The sequence below is a fragment of the Peristeroidobacter agariperforans genome (assembly GCF_004138335.1).
Classification (GTDB): domain Bacteria; phylum Pseudomonadota; class Gammaproteobacteria; order Steroidobacterales; family Steroidobacteraceae; genus Steroidobacter; species Steroidobacter agariperforans.
Map to the genome: position 1 here is coordinate 1,526,216 of NZ_RYFW01000002.1, position 18,451 is coordinate 1,544,666.

Genomic DNA, 18,451 nt, shown 5'->3' on the forward strand with positions numbered 1-18,451 from the left:
ATGCTCGATGGCTCGAGATAGGTCATGGAACGTCCGATCCGGTCGATTTGCATCGTCGGCGGCGGAACGGCCGGATGGCTGACCGCCGCCATCATCGCGGCACGCCACGCGTCAAGATCGGGCTGCGGTCTCGAGATCACCCTGGTTGAAAGCGAGAGCATCGGCATCATCGGCGTAGGCGAGGGCACCTGGCCGACGATGCGCTCGACCTTGAAGAAGGTGGGCATTTCGGAGACGGACTTTTTTCGGGAGTGCAACGCCTCGTTCAAGCACGGCGCGAAGTTCGCGCGGTGGGTGACGGGGCAAGCCTCCGACTTCTACTATCATCCGCTGATGTTGCCGGAGGGCTTTCCGAGCTTGGATCTCGCGCCCTACTGGATGAAATATTCCGAAGCGCAGCGAGATGCCCCTTCGTTTTCCAACGCCGTTTGTTTTCAGGAGGCGGTGTGCGAGCTGGGGCTCGCGCCCAAGTTGATCACCACGCCCGAATATGCCGGCGTCGCCAACTACGCGTATCATCTGGATGCCGGCCGATTCGCGGGCTTCATTCGCGAGCATTGCGTCAGGAAGCTCGGCATACGTCACGTCGTCGATGACGTGACCGAAGTCATCAGCAGCGACACGGGCGCCATCGATTCTGTGCAAACCCGCAAGTCCGGTCGCCTCGGAGCCGATCTGTTCATCGATGCGTCAGGATTCCGGTCCTTGTTGCTCGGCGAGACGATGGGCGTGCCGTTCGTAGATCGCAGCGATGTTCTCTTTATCGATCGGGCGCTGGCCGTGCAAGTGCCCCATGACCATGAACAAAGCGACATCGTCCCGTACACCGTATCGACCGCGCAGAAGCACGGCTGGATCTGGGACATCGGGCTGCAAAGCCGGCGCGGCGTGGGGTACGTCTACTCGAGCAATCACACTACCGCCGAGGCGGCTCTCGCGGAGCTGCGTGCATATGTCGGCGACAAGCATCGCGATTTGCAGCCCAGGGAGATCCGAATCGCTTGCGGGCATCGGCAGGTCTTCTGGAAGGGAAATTGTGTCGCGGTGGGTCTCGCAGGAGGATTCCTGGAGCCGCTCGAGGCTTCGGCGCTGGTGCTGATCGAGCTGTCGGCCGACATGATCAGCACGATGCTGCCGGCAACGCGCGAGGCGATGCCGATCGTCGCCGAGCGCTATAACAAGATCACGCAGTATCGCTGGGACCGGATCATCGATTTTCTGAAGCTGCACTACATTCTGAGCCGACGCACCGACTCGGCATTCTGGATCGACAATCGCGAGCCGAAGAGCATTCCGGACAGCTTGCAGGAGCAGTTGGAACTGTGGCGCTATCGGACCCCGGGCGATCAGGATTTCACCAGTAACTGCGAGATGTTTCCGGCCGCGAGCTATCAATATGTACTGTATGGCATGGGCTTTAGAACCGATACGCGCCATCAGGCGTTCGACAGCGACATCGGCGGCGCCAAGCGCGCGTTCGCGCAGAACGAAACACTCAAGGCGAGATGGACGAAAACACTGCCGAAGAATCGCGACTTGATCGATAAGATCAAAACGCTGGGGCTGCAGAAGATCTGAATCGAACGGGGACGGATGAAGGATGCGCTTGGTCGAGTTATCGCGCAGCGAGCACCGTGAATTGCGGATCCGCGGGGATCGCGTCGAAGCCTCCGCGGCCCATCAACACCTGATACCGATCGTCGTGGGCGAATTCCGTAAGGCCGCGACTCAATATCCCATCGTGTTTGCGAAGCATCCTGAAACGGGGCGTTTCGCCCCCTACGTCCTGAGCGGGTTGGGCGTCGCCGAGAACCTGTTCTGGTCTGGAACGGAGCTGGACGTGGCTTACGTGCCATTGAATGTACGGCGACAGCCATTCTACGTGCGCATGGACGATGCGCCGGATGCGTCAGCTGCAAACGTGCTGTGCATCGATCTCGACCATCCCTGCCTGGACCCGTCCGGCACCAGAACGATCGTGAATGCCGACGGCAGCGACTCTGCATATCTCAAGGAGATATTGGCGATCCTCGGTGAACTGGTCGCGGGAAGAACCGCGACCGAGCAATTCATCGCGGCCCTGCTGTCCCTCGATCTGCTGGCGCCCATCATGCTCGATATCGTGTTGGAAGATGCTACGCCGCTGCAGCTGCAGGGGCTTTACGGTCTCGACGAAGAAAGATTCAGGCAGCTGGACGCGGCACAAATCGCTAGCCTGTGGCAGAGTGGGTATCTCGATCTGATCTACGCCGTGATGATCGCCAGCGGACAGATCTTCAAACTCATTCGGCTCAAGAACCAGCGTATTGCCCTCAGTCGCGCCTGGCAAGGCAACGCAAGCTGACCGGCCGTTGGGACTATCGATGAGTGGCGGGCCGCACGATACGACTCTCTTCGCGTTCAATTACAATGCTGAAGTCGACTTGGTGCGTATCGGCCGGGGCGCCATCAAAGTGAGCGTGATCGACAATGTTCTGCGCGATCCTGAAGGCCTTGCGGCCCTGGGCTTCGCCCAGTCTTATGCCGAGGACCGCGGCAATCTCTATCCCGGCTTGCGAGCTAAAGTGCCCGAGGCTTTTTCAACGGCGTTGCGCGACTGGCTTACGCCGACTCTCCAGCGCAATGGCATGTTGGAGGGCAATCAAGTCATCTCTGGCGATGCGAGTTTCTTTTCTGTCGTGACCACTGCGGGCAAAGACCTGCGGCCCATCCAGCGTATCCCTCACTACGACTCAACCGACCCGAGCTTGTTCGCGGCGGTGATTTATTTATGCGGGCCGAGATTTTCCGGAACGGCGTTCTACCGGCATCGACGGACAGGGTATGAAGAAATAACGGAGCAGAATGTGAGCAACTATCAGCTCGCGCTCAATGGCGACCTGCGCGTGCACGGAGCTCCGGAGAAAGAGTATATCAATGGAGATAGCGTGTTGTTCGAGACGGTTTATTCGAACGAATTGAAGTTCAACGGTGCGATCGTCTATCCGGCCCGCGTTCTCCATGCGGCCAGGATCGACAACCCATTCCATCCTCCCAAAGATCGCAGCGAGTGGCGGCTGACCGTGACGGCACTGCTGCAATCGGCCCAGGTTTGATCGGGCCACGCCTACATGCGAGCCGGCGCAGCTTTCATGCGAAACACAAAATCGTTCTCCGGTCCCGCTGTGCGATGACACGCGGCGCATTGGCCTGATTTTTCGGGCGGTGTCGTGTAGCTGCCGTCCAAGCGATAGCCCGCATATTCCCACTCTCCCGTGCGGTTCGCGCCGTAGGCTTCCCCGAAGTCTTTGCCGCGTTTCATGACGTCAATGTGGTCCACCGCCCCTCTTTGCAGCGTGCCGTTGGCATCGCGCACCGGCTGATTGTTCGCATCCCTGAGCGCGTCAGTGAACTCCACCAGGATGATCGAACCTTCTGGATAAGGCAGCTTGTCCCGGCTGGTCACGGTGGCGGCTAGCTCGTTGCCATAGACGGTGCTCACCCTCAGCGCCTGCTCTTTGACGATGACGCCGAGTACTTTGAAGCGGGTGCGATAGTCTTTTGGGAAGCCCACTCGATCTGTGGTTGGGGCTGTAGCCGCCGGCGGCCCGTCGCTTGATGCAGCGTGCCCGAGAAGCACGGCCGCGATGACACATATTGCTCTGCAAGCCGTAACACGCCAGTCGTTTGTAGACCTGCGAACAACTCGTTGCCGTTCCATGCGAGGCTCTCCAGGAGTTCACCTGCAACGAATTACGCCATTCCTTGCGCGCCCGTGAAATCGATCTGCGACGAATCCGGGCAGGGGAGCGATGAGTCCCCCATTTCGTGCGATGACGCCGGCTGGGATGAGCCGGCTTCAGGAAATTTCCGCGGCGGACGTCAAGACGTCGCGCTCAAGCGGCGTTGCAGATCCTTCAGGTAAGTCGTGCTGGCGTTCAGCTGGACGTCGTTCTTGAGCACCACCAGCAACTCCGTCGGTGAGACCGTGATGAATTCCTTGATGCGCTCCAGGTTGACCAGCCGCGACCGATGAATTCTCGCAAAGCCCTCTGGCTTCAGCCGCTGCTCCATATCGGTGAGCGTCGAACGCAGCAGGTGCGCTTGCCGGCCCACGTGCAGCCGCACGTAGTCGCCGTAGGCTTCGACCCAATCGATTTCTGCAGGCCCCAAGACGAGCATACGGTCGCCGTTCTTGACCAGCAGGCGCGCAGCCTGGCGGCTCGCTTCGGCCGCACGCAGCAGCCCCGCCAAATGATCTTGAAACGACTGCTTTGCATTTCCTTCGAGAAACGTTCGGGCGCGCTCGATGGCCTTCTGCACGCGATCCTGCCCGAAAGGTTTCAGCAAATAATCCAGCGCCTGGGCCTCGAACGCCTGCAGCGCGAAGGCATCGAATGCGGTCACGAAGATCACGACCGGCATCCGCTCCGCGCCGACCGCGCTCAGCACTTCGAAGCCGTTCAAGTGCGGCATCTGCACGTCCAGAAATACCAGGTCCGGCTTGTATTCCTGGATCGCGACGACGGCGGCTTGGCCGTCATCGCACTCGGTCAGCAACTCGATGTCCGAGGCCGGTTCCAAGAACCGCTTCAGACGCTGACGCGCCAGCGGCTCATCGTCCACGATGAGCGTGCGAATATTCATGAGACGGTTTGCCCCGCGCGCGTGGCCAAAGGAATTTGAATATTCACAACCAGGCCATTGTCATTGAGCAACGCAAATCGCTGCGCGGCCCCATAGAGCCGACGCAAACGAGCCTGAGTGTTCGATAAGCCGATGCCGGCCTGAGCTTTGCCTGGTTGCGGCAGGCCCGGCCCGGTATCGCGCACTTGCAAGTGCAGGTATCGATCGTCGCAGCCCGCCCGGATCGCGAGGACGCCAGGTCGGGTCGTGGCCGTGACGCCATGACGAATGGCATTCTCGATCAACGGTTGCAGGATCAGGCTGGGCACTTTGGCGGCAAGCGCCTCGGGTGCAATCTCCCATGTCACCTGCAAGCGCTCGTCGCCCAGGCGCATTTGCTCTATTTCCACATAGCCCCTGATGAAGTCCAACTCCTCCGCGAGCGCAACTTCCTGCTCGGTGGAGGAGCGCAATGCCTGCCGCAACAACTCGCCCAGACGCAGGATCAATTGCTCGGCAAGCGTCGGATTCCGGTGCACCAACTCGGCAATCGAATGCAGCGTATTGAAAAGAAAATGCGGGTTCAGCTGACTGCGCAACGTTTGCAGCTGGGCCTGGTGCAGCAGCGATTCCAATTCCATGGCTTCCACTTGCCGGTCACGCAGCTGGGTGTAGTAAGTCATCGCGTGCCAGCCGAGAATCAAGCCGGCGTAGATGGGCAGGTTGAATCCGGCGACCTTGATCGCCGCCACGTACAGATCGGCCAGGAAGGAACTCGGGGGAGGAGCTTCGGTAACCGATAGCAACCATTGCAGCCAGTCACTCATGAACACGAAGAGCTGAGTGAGCGCGGGTTGCAGCAAGGAGATGACAATCGCGCCAAGTAGCAGACCGGCTGTGTAGCGCGTCCAGGTGCGCTCGCCGCGGTACAGCCGTCGGCACAGCCAGAAGACCAGCGGGGCAACGATGCCCCACGATAACCAATGAGCTGCTTCCATCCAGAGCACGGCGGGCCAGGGCGCATAGCCGGACCAATACGCCTGGGAGGCGAACAGCACGCTCAGCAGAATCCAGAACACCCCGAAGCACAGCCAGCGCGGCAGGAATTTCGGAAGACCGAGGGTCGGTTCCATTGGCTCACTCTAGCACTACATGCGATGGCCTCGTGGCCGCAGGCTCCTCGAAAAGCTCGATCAGGACGATCACCGCTGTCCCGGCCGCGGTCAGGCTGACCGGCGCCTTCTCATTATCAAGAACAACGCAATCTTCCGATTCCAGCGCGGCGACGGTCCCGTCCGCTTCGCATTGCAGGCTGCCGTGCTGGCAGAACACGATGGTCGAACTCGCGGTCGGCCGCAGTTGCAGCGGATTTGTAATTGAAAGGCGGGTCACCGCATGGCGAAAGCGCTCGCGGCGACTCATCACGTTGAGATCGACCGTCGCGCCGGCCACTAGGGTTGAGCTAGCAGGGGATTCGCCGGCGAACGTGTAGGGTGCAGAGTTCTCGAGCAACAGCTCCGGCGCTGCGTTCGCCACTTGCAGTCGAATGCCCGCACCACGGATGACACACAACGTCCGCTCGATCCCCTGGAATGCCGAGAACGGGCCGTCGCTGGCAATGCTTGCCAGGCTGATTCGCCAATCGAGTGCGTCCAGGCCTGCGCCGGGCGGCGAGACCAGGATTTCGCGAGTCTCGCCGCCGCCGTTCTTCCAGGGCATGCGTCGATAGTCAGTGGCGCGAAGTAGTCGCATGGTCGAATAATAGCCATGCGCGGCCGATCAAATCGACACGTATCGTCAGGCGGCGCTTCGGCGGTTGTGCGCCTCTTCAAAGGTGTCACTTCAAGAGCAGACTGCCGATGGCTCGCGCTGTTTGATACGGCTCCGGATCGTTGCGATTGGTCAGGAGCACGATGGTGAAGCGCTGCTCCGGATAACGAACGATCACGTTGCGGAAGCCGATGGTCTCGCCCGAGTGCCAGAGCGTTGTGCCGCCGATCGGCTCTTGGGTGATGCGCCAGCCCATGCCGTAGCGAACGGTCGGATCGTCGGTGTCGGTGACCGGCGTGAAGGCGAGTGCGCGTGACTCGGCGCTCAGCAGTCGGTCGTCGTACAGCGCGGCATCCCACTTCGCGAGATCGTCGATCGAAGAATAAATGCCGCCGTCGCCCAGCACGGCGCTGGTCTGGCTTTGGTCGGTCCGCGCCCACCGAGCCTGCTCCTCGCTATAACCGAACGCTCGATTCTTCACCGTAGAGATGCTTTCCTCGTACGCGACTGTGTTCGTCATGCCGAGCGGGGTGAAGATGCGATCCTTGAGGAAGGTCGCGAAGTCCTTGCCTGACGCCTTGCCCACGATCAGCGCCAGCAGCGCGTAGCCGCTGTTGCTGTATCGATAGCCCTTGCCGGGCGGGAAGTAGCTGCGATTCTGGGTTTCGAGGATCTCGAGTACATCCGCATCGTGCAGCTGCTGAGTCAGGTCCGGCGGGATCACATCTTCGTAATCGATGAGCCCCGACATGTGGGACAGCACCTGTCGAATCGTCATTGCCGTGGCCGCATCGGGCAAGCTCGGGAACCACTTGCGCAGCGAGTCGTCGAGGCTGAGCTTGCCTTCTTCGGCGAGCAGCAAAATGGCCGCGGCAGTGAATTGCTTGCTGACCGAGGCGAGGCGGTAGTTGGTGTCCGGTGCGGCCGGGGTTCGATCCTCCAGATTGGCGAAGCCATAGGAACGACGCACGAACGGCTTGCCATCGCGCACGATCAAGAGCGAGGCGCCCGGCCCGGGGCCGTCGTAGCGGCTCATCAGTTGGTCGATTTGAACTTGCACATTGATCTCCGGACAGCTGCCGACGCGCGTGAACTCCAGGTCCTCGAAGTCATAGCTGAAATCCGCATTGGGATCCACCTTGCGCATGAACAGCTGCGCGACCGGCGGACCCTCGTGAAGGTTGGCAGTCGTAAAATTCAACCACGCCTCGGTGTCGATGTCGTCCTGATCCCAATCGACCAGCGCTCCGGCGCCCGCGACACGCATGAGCTCGCCGGTGAGTTGCGGAGACTTGGCCGAGGCAAAGACGATCCGCTCGTGACGATCGCAGATCGATACCTCGCCAAACCAGGGATCGCGATAGATGCCCAGCCAGGGCGCCATGCTCTGCGGTGTCTCGGGAGTGCGAGACGAGGTATCGGGCGGCTTGCTCGTCGCAGCTCCGTCGTTGCTCTCGAGCTCGCTAGCATACCAGTTGATGGAGCGGAGCTTGTCGGGGGCCGCGATGAGCTTGGCCAGCGCGGTGTTGAGCACGGTGCGCGCTTTGGAGCCGTCGCCGTTGATCATGAAAACAAAGCCGGCTTTCTGGTCCGGGAACAAGTTCACGGCGGAATACATGCCGGCCAGCGTGCCGGTGTGAGCAACTCGCCATGAACCATCGACGTCGGACAAGCGCCAGCCATAGCCATAAGCATTGATGTGGCTGCCATCCCACAGGCGTTGTCGCTGGGAAAGCGGCATGGGCGTGTGTGCGCTCCACAGAATTCTGCGCTGACCTGACGATAGCCACGTCGCGCCCGTGGTCGTCTTCAGATCATCGCCGAGCCACACGCGCATCCAGATGAGCATATCGTTGAGGCTGCAGCGAATGCCGCCGGCGGCCGCGGCGGTATCGACGGGAATGTGCTTGTCGTCGGTTCGAATGGGAACATTGCCGTTGCCCTGGCGCATGTGTGGTTGCGCAACGTTGCCGACGGCGTCGCGATCCCAGGCGCCGACCTGACATCGAGTCATGCCGAGCGGCTCGAAGATCTCCCGACGCATCAGTTCTTCGTAGCTCGCGCCGCCTGCGGCTGCGGCAACTTCTCCGGCCACGACGTACATCAAATTGTCGTAGGCATACTGGGAACGGAAACTCTGTTGCGGCTTGAGGTGGGCGAGTCCGGCGAGAATGTCGGCGCGCGTGAAGTTGTTCGGCGTCGGCCAAAGCATCAAGTCGCCGGCGCCTTCGCGCAGACCGGTGTTGTGAATCAGCAGGTCACGCACCTGGATGTGCTGGGTGACCCACGGATCGTTCATTTTGAAATCCGGCAGATACCGAGTGACGGGGTCTTCCCATCGCAGCTTGCCGGCTTCGACCAGGCGGGCGAGCAGGGCAGTGGTCATTGCCTTGCTGTTGGATGCGATCTTGAACAGCGAGTCGTCATCGATCTTTTGATTCTTTCCCGCGACGAGCTCGCCGGCGGTGCGTGTGTGCACGACTTTGCCGTCGACGATCACGCCCATCGCCATGCCGGGCAGGTGATAGCGAGCCATCATCTCGTCGAAGATTCGGTCGACAGCCGCGGGCAAGTCTTGCTCGGCCACGGGCGTCTGTACGCTTGGCTGAGATGAGCATGCGCCGAGCGAGATCAGTGCGACTGCAAGCATCAAAAGGGCGGCGAACGGGCGGGGCATGGCCATGACGTCGGAGTTCTATGAAACAGAAAAAGGCGGCCCGCTGTTTAGCGGGCCGCCAACCATGGCAAGAATGCCGCGACGCCGGGTCAGAAGTCGAGCTTCAGCGTCAGCAGACCGTAGCGCGGCGACTGATAGCCCGTGCCTACTCCGTAGAACTCGTTGCCATCCGGCACCGATCCCAGGTAGTCGTCGACCTCGACGACGCGCTGCTGGTTGAGCAGGTTGTACACCGCGAGCGTAACTTTGAGATCCGCCGCCGAGAACGAATGTCTGTAAGTAACATTCGCGCCGAGGTCGAAGATCCATGGCGTCCGGCCGCCTGAGCCGCGCGGGCGCAGCTCATATTCGCCACTGGTTTCGTTCAAGACGAAGAAGCTCCAATAACAGGTGTCGTCGTACGGGTTGCATTCGCCCATCGCGTTGATCGGCCTGCCCGACTGCACGGTGAGTGTGCCGCCGAGCTCCCAATGCTCGCCGAGACCATAGGAGCCGCGCACCTTGAGCTGATGTCGGTGATCGTTCGGCAAATAACCATACGAGCCGAAGTTCACCCACGGATCGTCGAATGCCTCGGTGCGTCCCGTATCGCCGAAGTCGGTATCCGAGTTGATCGGGCCTTCGGCGTTGCCTTTGGCGTAGGACAATGTGTATACGGCGTTGAACGACCACAGATCATCCCACGCCCGATCGATCATCAGCTCGATCGCCTTGTAGTTGCGTCGCGGTTTGGAATAGCCGGTCTCACCGACGTAATTGCCGTCCTCGTCATATAGAGCCCAGCCAGCACGGCTGGTGTCGATGGTCACAAAGCCGTCACTTTCGCCGTCGCAATTCGTATCCGAGTAGATCGTGACCGCGCGGCCTGGGTTGGCCATCACGTATCCTGCCTCGACTGGCTCGCCGTTGCAGATGACGCCCGTCGATGTGATCTCCATGTCGTCGATGGCGTTGTTGAGCTTGCGATACACCCCTCGCACGCCCCACGACCACTTGTCGTCGATCATGGACTGGAAGCCCAGAATCAGCTCATCCTGGTACACCGGATCCATGTCGGCATCGACTTCGCCCCGCAGATCCCCGACCGTGCCATCGCCTTGAGAGTCATCGAGGGCGAACTGCGCGCCGAGAACCGGTCGATACTTGGTCTCACCGTTGTACTCGAACGGCTCTAAGCGGTCCAAATAATAGTAGGTGCGGCGATCGAGGAAGCCGCCCGCTTGTTTGATGTTGATGACGTTGGCCACCGGCAGGAAGTAACGGCCGGCGTTGCCGAAGATCTTGCTGCGGTTGTCGCCTTTCACGTCCCACGAGAAGCCGAAGCGCGGCGCCACCATGTCGTCCATCTTGATGTACGTGTCGCCGTCGGAGTTCTTGTTGTCGAACGCTTCGACGCGCAAGCCCGCATTCAGGAGCAGACTGGGCGTGACCTGCCAGTTATCCTCGAGGTAATACGCCGAATTGATGGTCTCGAACTCGCCATTCACCTCGTTCTGTCGGGTCCGCACATACGTGGTGTCGTTGGGAAGGAACGTTCCGAACAACGTGGTCGGCTCGTCGGTGATCGAGATTTCATACAACAACCGATCCGGGCCAGGATAGTACTGCTCGTGCTCGGAGGTGTTGGCCTCGCGATCGAGGCCGAAGCGCAATTGATGCGCACCCAGCACCCATTCGAAATCCAGGCGAGCAGCTTCACGCGTGTCCTCACGTGCGGTGACGTTGGACGAGCTGGTGCAGCCGATATCGCTGGCGCTGGCGCCGCGCAGGTCCCGCACGCGTGAGCATTCCAGGTCGTTCTGGCTGAAGCGCGAGAACTCCCGGTTGTTTACGCCGTATAGAGCCTTCGCCGAGAAGTTGTCGGTTAGATAGGCCGTGTAGGTCGCGGACCAGTTCAGGCCTCCGTTGTCGGTGTAGCGCGTCTGCTGGTAGGAGCCCCTGGCGCCGGCGCCGAAGTCGAAGCCGTAAGCATCGCGGATTTCTTCGTTCTCGTCGGAGAACGCCAGCAACTCGAGCAGGTTCTTGTCGTTGATCTGCCAGTCGATCTTGGCGCCCCAGAAGCCACTGTCTTCCTTCGCCTCGTAGAAAGTTTCGGCGTCGTCAGTCGTGTAGCTCGGCTGATAGTCGCGAGCTTCGTATAACGCGAAGAAGAACAGCTTGTCTTTGACGATGGGACCGGAGGCGTAGAAGGTTGCGCTGGTGCTGTCGGTTTCATCGAAAGAGCCGATCTTGCGCGGCGTGCCGTCGGGATTGAAGCGATTGGTCTTGCTGCTCTGAAGCGAGTGCGGCCGCCACGCAACTTCGGTTCCGTACTCGAATTCGTTCGTGCCCGAGCGCGTTACGGCATTGATGACGCCGCCGGTAGTGCGACCGAATTCGACCGAATAGCCACCGGTCTTCACCTGGAACTCCTTGTAAAACGCGTACGGCACATTGGATGAGCCGACGCGGTTGTAGAAGTCCGTGACGTTCAGACCGTTGATGTAGATGGTGTTCTCGGCGATGGAGGAGCCGCCGAAGGAGATGCCGCAGTTGCCGCCCTGGCAGAGCCCGTCGTCACCTTTAGAGAGACCGGGGGCGAGCAGCGCGACGGATTGAATGTCACGATCCACGGGCAGGCGCTCGAGATCCTCACGTGTCAGGTTGGTCGATGACTCGGTCGACCTCACATCGACTGCCCGCACAACGCGCGTACCGACGACGAAGATTTCTTCGACGTTGCTCACGTTTACTGTTACGTCAGCGGTTGTCGTGGCGCCCAGGCCGACGGTGACTTCGGTGAGCTTGCCGAGCGTCGCACCGTTGCGCGTGCCCTCAACGATGTACCTGCCGACAGGCAGGAACGGGAAGCGATACGAGCCGTCCGACTCTGCTTTAACAGTGCGCGTGAAGCCCGTTTCCGGATTGCGCACCGTGATCTCGATGCCTTCCAGCGACTTCTGATCGCTCGAAGTGATCTTGCCCACCAGCGAGCCGTCGTTGCTCGCGGCATAGGTCATTTGCAGCGGCATCGTCGCGATGGCTGCAGCGCTCACTCCCATTTGCAGCGCCACTTTGAGCGCTGATCTGAGCGATAGGTTTTTTTTCATACACCCTCCCGGCCAGGTTTATCGTTTGAATCAATCCGTTCGTGGGTTCTGGAGCAGCGTTGCCTTGAAGTCGTAGTCCCAACGATCGAAGTAAAGATTGCCGCCGCGCCACTCGACCTCGCCGCGTTGCAGGTCGACGGTTTCGGAGCGGAAATGCTGTTTGGCTGGCACGAACGGCTGGCTGTAATCGTCATTGAAGGCGACGCGGTAGGCGTCGAAGGAGCCGAGATAGAAGGCGTCGAGCGCTGCGTCTCCGGAGTCGAGGCGGCCGAAGGTCACATCCATCGGCACCCAGCCATACGGCGCCAGATACAACCATCCCCAGTCGTGCATGTTGTTGTAGGCGACATCGGAGAAGATCCAGCCCGATTGCCAGCGGGCCGGAATGCCATTCAGGCGGAGCAGGGTCATGAGCAGCAGCGTCTGCTGCCCGCAATCCGCGTGGCCGGCGTGCAGCGCGTAGTCGCTGATGTTTGTAATCGTGGAGTATTCGAGGGCGCCGGCCCAGGGAATGCGGTCCACGGCCGCGAACAGCTGCTGTGCGATTCGATAAGGATTCTTTTCATCGCCGACGACTTCTCGCGAGAACTTGCGCATGTCCTCGGTGAATACGATGTGCGGCGGGCGTTCGCCCATGTACGGAGCCAGGTCTGCCGAAGGTGCGGCCGGCACGACTTTGTTGGGATCGATTTGAGTGTGCTGGCCGAAGATCGTCAGCTCGTATGTGACCGAGAAGGTCGTCGGCTTCGATGCCGCAGCAGCCTGCTCGAAGTACACCGTGCGCTGAAGGGCAGACTCCGGCGCTAGCTGATGTTTGTCGGGGGCGCTGCTGACGAATCGAATATTCTCCTGCTGGCCTCGAATCGCTCGCGGATACGGGATCCAGGCACGAATCGTTTCGCCGGCGGGTACCGCATCGGCATCCACCGTGATGGATTGCGTGATCCGCACGCGACGAGGCGCGACTGAGCTTTTGCCCGTCGCCTTGGCCTGCTCGAGCACTTCCTTGTGGTGGAGATGAGGTCGCTCGAGCGGGCTGTCATTGAAAGGAGCCGGGTTCGCTCGACGATCGCGAGCTTCCGCGCTCAGGCGAAACAGATTGGAGGGCGCTCGATTGAAGTACTTCTTCTGGCCGTCGATCACGCGGAATTCGAGCAGGCCAGCTGCGTCCCATCTGGCGAACTCGGCGTCGGTGAGATCCGGAATCTGTTTGCGAACGCGCGCCTGTGCATCGCTCGGCGTCAGAGTAAAATCGAGCAGGATGCGCCGCATGCGCTCGCGCTCGAATTCGTACGACCGGCGTTCTTCGGGAGCAAGCGAGGAGGAGCGGAGCGCTTGCTCGATGGACTTTTCAGCGCCGGCGAAGTTGCCGGCATCGACGAGCCGAACCACGTCCGAAGATGGCGCGACCTGGTCGGCTGCACGCGCGTTGGCGGGGCAGACAATCACGATGACCGATGCCACCAATGCGGCGAGCGCCGCGCGAGGGATGCTGGCTTCCCGTTTGCATGGCAGAGACAGTCGAGCAGTCACTTTGCAGGTGTCCACGTCGGCGGCAGTTGAGTCGGGCGCGGTGTAGTCATGGTGTAACACGGCCGCGAAGCGGTGGTCAATAATTTATTCTTGCTTCAAACCAAAGAAGAAGCGAATATTCTGAGCCCATGCGAACCCTCCGCCTCAAGCTCGGCTGCGAGTTGCGATGATCCAGACCGTCTGGCCCTATCTCGCACTCATGCCGCTGGCCGCCGGAGTGTTCCCGTCATTGGAGAACCGCTTCCAGTGGCGGGTGTTTTCCGTGCTGCCGCCGATCGTCTGGACTTATCTTTTTGTTACGGCGTTGGCGGTGGGTGGGCTGTGGACTGCGACGCCCGAGATTCAGGGTGCGCAACGAACTCTGACTTCGCAGCTGCTTCCTGCGCTGCTGTTCCTGCTGATGGTGACCTGCGACTTGCGGGCGATCCTCGCCGTCGGGCCGCGAGTGCTGGCGGTTTTCGCGTGCGCGATGCTGAGCATTCTGCTGGCGGTGACGCTGGTTTTCGTGTTGTTCCGGTCCGTGCTGCCCATGGAAGGTTGGAAGATGCTCGCGGCGCTGAGCGCGACCTGGACCGGCGGCTCCGCGAACCTCGTGGCGGTCAAGCAAGTCATCGGGTTGTCCGAAAGTGCTTTGCCCTCCGTGCTGTTGGCCGACGCACTCTGTTATTCGGTCTGGGTGCTCGTGCTGTTTTCGACGGGCGCTTTCGCACCGGCCTTCAATCGATGGACCGGCGCGGATCGAAGCGGTCGTGAATATCCGCGGTTGGCTGCGGTCTCATCGACCGGTGCCGCGAGCCTGGGGAACATTCTGCTGTGGCTCGGCCTGGCGATGATCGTCGGTTTGGGTGCGGCCCGGCTCGCAACCTCGATGCCGACGTCGACGATGCTGACTCAGACGTCGTGGACGGTGTTGTTTGCAACCGTGGCCGGCCTGGTCATCGCGCGTACGCCGCTGGCACGCATTCCGGGCCCTGCACCGACGGGCTCTGCGCTGCTGGCATTGCTCGTGGCTGTGCTCGCTTCACAGAGCAACTTTCACGGGCTCGCTTCGGCGCCGCTCTTCATTCTATGCGGATTCATCACGATGCTGCTGCACATCGGGATTCTTGCGCTGCTGGCGCGAGTGTTTCGTTTCGATCTGTACTTGTGCGGCATTTCATCCCTCGCACAGATCGGCGGCGTGGCCTCGGCCCCGGTGCTGGCGGCGACATATTCTCCGGTGCTCGTTCCCATCGCTGTGTTGCTCGCGATGTTGGGCCTCATCGTCGGGACCGGCATGGGGTTGTTCATGGCGAGTGTGCTGTCCTCGCTGGCGCCGGTGGGAGCGGGTTGATGCGCAGGTATTGGATATTCTTGTGGCTCGTGCTGATCGCCGGCTGTGCTAGCGTACCTAGCGAGCAGGCGGGAGTCGGTGGACCGCTCGGAGTCATCGGTGTGGAGCCCACGCATCTCACGGCGGAGTACTGGGCCCGGCGCGCGCCACGCGCCAATGCCGTTCTGCTCGACACCTCAGCAATCGCTCGGCAAAACGAACGATTGCAACAGAGCGATAAATCCGTGCGGAATCTCGAACGACTGCCGACGACGCTATCGGCGGCGGACGTGCGCGCATGGATCGAAGCCATGTCCTCTCGGCCCACACGTACGCTTTATGACGAACTAGGTCGGGAGGTGAGTGCTCGGCAGCTCGATGACTGGATGGCGTCGTTGAATCTCGATGCTGTGGCGCCCTCGCAATCGACTCGATACGGCATGGTCGTGCGCCGAGCCGACCTTCGCACGTTTCCGACTCGGGCTCGGGTGTTCTCGAACGTCGAAGACACAGACATCGATCGCTTTCAGGAGAACGCGCTGTTTCCGGGAACGCCGGTAGTCATCGCGCATACGAGCCACGACGGAGAATGGCTGTTCGTGGTCGCTGCGCTCTACAGCGCGTGGATAGAGAAGAGTGCGGTAGCCGAGGGCGACCGCAGCCGAATCTTCGCTTACTCGCATAAGGCACCGTATGTCGTGGTCACCGGTGCGAAGGCGCACACGGTCTACACGCCGGAGCGCCCTGAGGTCTCCGGCCTGCAACTAGAGATGGGCGCACGGGTGCCGCTGCTGCCAGATTGGCCGATCGAAACTCCCGTCAACGGTCAGCATCCATACACGGCTCATGTCATCGAGCTTCCGTACCGCGCAGCCGACGGGTCACTGCAGTTCTCACCGGCCCTGCTGCCGAAGAGTCAAGAAGTCGATAACGACTACTTGCCGCTGACCGGCGCAAACATCTTGCGCCAGGGATTCAAGTTCCTCGGGGAGCGCTATGGCTGGGGGCACTCATACGATGCGCGTGACTGCAGCGGCTTCGTTTCCGAAGTCTATCGAAGCTTCGGCGTCCAGCTGCCGCGCAATACTCGCGATCAGGGCGTGAGCCCGGCGCTCAATCGCATCGAGCTCACCGACGCCGACGATCATGAGGCGCGAGTCAAGCTGCTGCGCGAGGCGCAGGTCGGCGATCTCATTTATATCCCAGGCCACGTCATGATGGTGATCGGTCATGAGAACGGCGAGCCTTACATCATTCACGACACGACCGGCATCAGCTTTCGCGGCCGCGGCGGCGATATCGAGCGTGCCAGGTTGAACGGTGTCTCGGTCACACCGTTGCTGCCGCTGCTGCTGAGCGACGGCCGCCCCATGATCGATCGCGTGTACAGCATCCAGAGAATCCGCATCGCTGGTGGACCAGCGTCGGGAGCACCATGAAGATTACTGAGATTCGCTATGGCATGTTGCGCGTGCCGCTGAAGACAGCGTTCAAAACGGCGTTGCGCACCGTGGATATGGTCGAGGACATCGTTGTCGAAATTCACACCGACACCGGCAACATCGGCTACGGCGAAGCGCCCGCGACGGCCGTCATCACCGGCGACACGCACGGCTCCATCATCGAGGCCATCGCCAAGTTCATTGCGCCGCGCCTGATCGGGCAGGACATCGCCAATCTGAATCGCATCACGCAGCTGATACAAACGTCGCTGGAGAAGAACTCCAGCGCCAAGGCCGCGGTGGAGATCGCGGTTTACGATTTGTTCGGGCAGCTCTACAACGCACCGTTATACAAGATGCTGGGCGGCGGCGATCCGGTCGTGACCACGGACATCACGATCAGCGTGGATTACATCGATAAGATGGTGGCCGACTCCATCCAGGCCGTGGAGCGGGGCTTCGAGGCGCTGAAGATCAAAGTGGGCAAGGACATCGGCGTAGATATCGAGCGCATCAAAGCGATCTATGCCGCCGTGGAAGATAGAGCGCTGCTGCGGCTCGACGCCAATCAAGGCTGGACGGCGAAGCAGGCGGTCTATGCATTGCAGACGCTGGAGGACGCCGGCGTCAAACTCGAGCTGGTCGAGCAGCCGGTCAAAGCTCAGGATCTGGATGGTCTGCGATACGTCACCGAGCGCGTGCACACGCCGATCATGGCGGACGAGAGCGTCTTTGGCCCGACGCAGGTGATCGAGCTGATCCGCATGCGGGCTGCCGACATCATCAACATCAAACTCATGAAGACCGGCGGCATCTCGAGCGCGATTCACATCGCCGACATCGCGGCGCTGCACGGCATCGAATGCATGATCGGCTGCATGCTCGAGACCAGCATCAGTGTGGCGGCGGCGGTGCATGTTGCCGTGGCGAAGGCGAATGTGATCACTAAAGTGGACCTCGACGGTCCCTCATTGTGCGCCTTCAATCCGGTCGACGGCGGCGTGATCTTCAACGAGTCGGAGATCTCGATCACCGATGCGCCAGGCCTGGGCATCCGCGAAATCCGAGGACTGCAGAGGCTCTGAGCACGAATGTCCTCACTCCTCAAGATCCGGGCGGAACGGGACCAGATGTCGGCGATCGAACGCCGCATCGCCGATTTCATGCTCGAGAACGCGCATCTGCTGCGCGACTACTCGTCGCAGCAGCTCGCCGATGCGCTGCAGATAAGTCAGTCGAGCGTGGTGAAGTTCAGTCAGAAGCTGGGTTTCAAGGGGTACCCCGATCTGAAGTACTCGATCGGGGAGGCGGTGGCGCGGGGCAGTGATGTGCCCGTCAAGACGGCTGCCAAGTCTGCTCGCGCTACGGTTCGGGAGTCGTTGGCCGAAACGCTGTGGCAAAGCAAGTCTCGGGCAGAGGAAGAGACTCGGCTGATCAACGATGCCGGGACGCTCAGCGAGATCGCTACCTTGCTGAGTCGGGCCGGCAGAGTGTTTTGCATAGGGTTCGGCGACGATGGTCTTGCTGCCCAGGCATTCGCGCAGCGTCTGGCATTGCTCGGTACTTTAGCCTTGCACCATGCTGATGCAGTGCCGATGACCGCGACCATCTCCAGTGCGGAGCGCGGCGATGTGCTGGTAGTGTTTTCCGAGCAAGGACAGCACGCAGCGCTCAACCAACTATGTCGTCAGTTTCGCGAGCGGCAAGGCAAGATCGTCTCGGTCACGCGGCACACATCCAATCCGCTGCGCGCGCATGCCGATGCTACCTTGCTGGTGTCGGCGCACGACGAGCGATCCCACGTCCAGCCGCTGCTCTATCAGTCGGCGCTCCAACACCTGCTCGATCAAATATTCGTGCTCATGTGCGACGGCGATCGCCTGGAGCAGCTGAATACCAACCTCGAACACGTACAGCACCTGTTGGATCCAAAACTCTGACGCTCCGTGTCAGACGGCGCGCATCGCGCAAGCTTCATGATACAACGCGAGTTACTAACGACACGCAATCCCCGCGTGTCGTG

General features: G+C 60.8%; 14 protein-coding genes and 1 pseudogene. 7 read left to right on the forward strand and 8 right to left on the reverse strand.

What is annotated here, in order from left to right:
• Positions 1-24: 24 nt before the first annotated feature.
• Genes EK373_RS20420 through EK373_RS20430 form a run of 3 tightly spaced genes read left to right on the forward strand, consistent with a single transcriptional unit; the run spans position 25 to position 3,095 of the window.
• The gene (locus EK373_RS20420) at positions 25-1,578 is read left to right on the forward strand and encodes a tryptophan halogenase family protein (RefSeq protein ID WP_129645532.1); all 1,554 of its coding nucleotides are present in this window, start codon (positions 25-27) and stop codon (positions 1,576-1,578) included.
• Positions 1,579-1,600: 22 nt separating this feature from the next.
• Entirely contained in the window at positions 1,601-2,344 is a 744-nt protein-coding gene (locus EK373_RS20425; protein WP_129645533.1) for a SapC family protein, read from the forward strand.
• Between the two features lie 19 nt (positions 2,345-2,363).
• Positions 2,364-3,095 (forward strand): DUF6445 family protein, encoded by a 732-nt coding sequence (locus EK373_RS20430; protein WP_269813700.1) that lies wholly within the window; start codon positions 2,364-2,366, stop codon positions 3,093-3,095.
• Between the two features lie 11 nt (positions 3,096-3,106).
• On the opposite strand, the gene EK373_RS20435 is transcribed toward EK373_RS20430, so the two are convergent.
• The 8 genes and pseudogenes from EK373_RS20435 to EK373_RS20465 all read right to left on the reverse strand — a co-directional run bounded on the left by EK373_RS20435 (position 3,107) and on the right by EK373_RS20465 (position 13,662).
• Positions 3,107-3,553 (reverse strand): cytochrome P460 family protein, encoded by a 447-nt coding sequence (locus EK373_RS20435; RefSeq protein WP_157994453.1) that lies wholly within the window; start codon positions 3,551-3,553, stop codon positions 3,107-3,109.
• A 308-nt stretch (positions 3,554-3,861) separates the two neighbouring features.
• Positions 3,862-4,626: a LytR/AlgR family response regulator transcription factor gene (locus tag EK373_RS20440; RefSeq protein ID WP_129645536.1), complete on the reverse strand. Its 765-nt coding sequence runs from the start codon at positions 4,624-4,626 to the stop codon at positions 3,862-3,864.
• Entirely contained in the window at positions 4,623-5,738 is a 1,116-nt protein-coding gene (locus EK373_RS20445; protein ID WP_129645537.1) for a sensor histidine kinase, read from the reverse strand. Before EK373_RS20445 ends, EK373_RS20440 begins: the two co-directional genes overlap by 4 nt.
• 4 nt (positions 5,739-5,742) lie before the next feature.
• Positions 5,743-6,324, reverse strand: a complete 582-nt coding sequence (locus EK373_RS20450; RefSeq protein WP_157994454.1) for a HutD/Ves family protein — start codon at positions 6,322-6,324, stop codon at positions 5,743-5,745.
• Positions 6,325-6,442: 118 nt separating this feature from the next.
• A complete protein-coding gene (locus tag EK373_RS34340) occupies positions 6,443-7,522 on the reverse strand; it encodes a serine hydrolase domain-containing protein (RefSeq protein ID WP_407676208.1) in 1,080 nt (359 codons plus the stop codon).
• Positions 7,523-7,900: 378 nt separating this feature from the next.
• Positions 7,901-9,058, reverse strand: a pseudogene (locus tag EK373_RS34345) (serine hydrolase domain-containing protein); the annotation flags it as partial.
• A gap of 83 nt (positions 9,059-9,141) precedes the next feature.
• Positions 9,142-12,141: a TonB-dependent receptor gene (locus EK373_RS20460; RefSeq protein ID WP_129645539.1), complete on the reverse strand. Its 3,000-nt coding sequence runs from the start codon at positions 12,139-12,141 to the stop codon at positions 9,142-9,144.
• Between the two features lie 30 nt (positions 12,142-12,171).
• A complete protein-coding gene (locus tag EK373_RS20465; protein ID WP_129645999.1) occupies positions 12,172-13,662 on the reverse strand; it encodes a transglutaminase-like domain-containing protein in 1,491 nt (496 codons plus the stop codon).
• Positions 13,663-13,840: 178 nt separating this feature from the next.
• Here EK373_RS20465 and EK373_RS20470 point away from each other — a divergent pair, with 178 nt between their 5' ends.
• The 4 genes from EK373_RS20470 to EK373_RS20485 are packed head-to-tail and all read left to right on the forward strand — an operon-like array spanning position 13,841 to position 18,368.
• Positions 13,841-15,007, forward strand: coding sequence for a DUF819 family protein (locus EK373_RS20470; RefSeq protein ID WP_129645540.1), 1,167 nt, complete (start codon positions 13,841-13,843; stop codon positions 15,005-15,007).
• Positions 15,007-16,425, forward strand: coding sequence for a C40 family peptidase (locus EK373_RS20475; protein ID WP_129645541.1), 1,419 nt, complete (start codon positions 15,007-15,009; stop codon positions 16,423-16,425). Before EK373_RS20470 ends, EK373_RS20475 begins: the two co-directional genes overlap by 1 nt.
• On the forward strand, positions 16,422-17,513 hold the full coding sequence (locus EK373_RS20480; RefSeq protein WP_129645542.1) for a dipeptide epimerase: 1,092 nt from the start codon (positions 16,422-16,424) through the stop codon (positions 17,511-17,513). The genes EK373_RS20475 and EK373_RS20480 overlap by 4 nt, the downstream gene beginning before the upstream one ends.
• A 6-nt stretch (positions 17,514-17,519) precedes the next feature.
• On the forward strand, positions 17,520-18,368 hold the full coding sequence (locus tag EK373_RS20485) for a MurR/RpiR family transcriptional regulator (protein WP_129645543.1): 849 nt from the start codon (positions 17,520-17,522) through the stop codon (positions 18,366-18,368).
• Positions 18,369-18,451: the final 83 nt, after the last annotated feature.

What these genes read in the sequence shown, in the direction of transcription:
- EK373_RS20420 (WP_129645532.1), top strand. Translation starts at nt 25, where the DNA reads ATGGAACGTCCGATCCGGTCGATTTGCATCGTCGGCGGCGGAACGGCC.
- EK373_RS20425 (WP_129645533.1), top strand. Translation starts at nt 1,601, where the DNA reads ATGCGCTTGGTCGAGTTATCGCGCAGCGAGCACCGTGAATTGCGGATC.
- EK373_RS20430 (WP_269813700.1), top strand. Translation starts at nt 2,364, where the DNA reads ATGAGTGGCGGGCCGCACGATACGACTCTCTTCGCGTTCAATTACAAT.
- EK373_RS20440 (WP_129645536.1), bottom strand. Translation starts at nt 4,626, where the DNA reads ATGAATATTCGCACGCTCATCGTGGACGATGAGCCGCTGGCGCGTCAG.
- EK373_RS20445 (WP_129645537.1), bottom strand. Translation starts at nt 5,738, where the DNA reads ATGGAACCGACCCTCGGTCTTCCGAAATTCCTGCCGCGCTGGCTGTGC.
- EK373_RS20450 (WP_157994454.1), bottom strand. Translation starts at nt 6,324, where the DNA reads ATGCCCTGGAAGAACGGCGGCGGCGAGACTCGCGAAATCCTGGTCTCG.
- EK373_RS34340 (WP_407676208.1), bottom strand. Translation starts at nt 7,522, where the DNA reads ATGCGCAAGGTGGATCCCAATGCGGATTTCAGCTATGACTTCGAGGAC.
- EK373_RS20460 (WP_129645539.1), bottom strand. Translation starts at nt 12,141, where the DNA reads ATGAAAAAAAACCTATCGCTCAGATCAGCGCTCAAAGTGGCGCTGCAA.
- EK373_RS20470 (WP_129645540.1), top strand. Translation starts at nt 13,841, where the DNA reads ATGATCCAGACCGTCTGGCCCTATCTCGCACTCATGCCGCTGGCCGCC.
- EK373_RS20475 (WP_129645541.1), top strand. Translation starts at nt 15,007, where the DNA reads ATGCGCAGGTATTGGATATTCTTGTGGCTCGTGCTGATCGCCGGCTGT.
- EK373_RS20480 (WP_129645542.1), top strand. Translation starts at nt 16,422, where the DNA reads ATGAAGATTACTGAGATTCGCTATGGCATGTTGCGCGTGCCGCTGAAG.
- EK373_RS20485 (WP_129645543.1), top strand. Translation starts at nt 17,520, where the DNA reads ATGTCCTCACTCCTCAAGATCCGGGCGGAACGGGACCAGATGTCGGCG.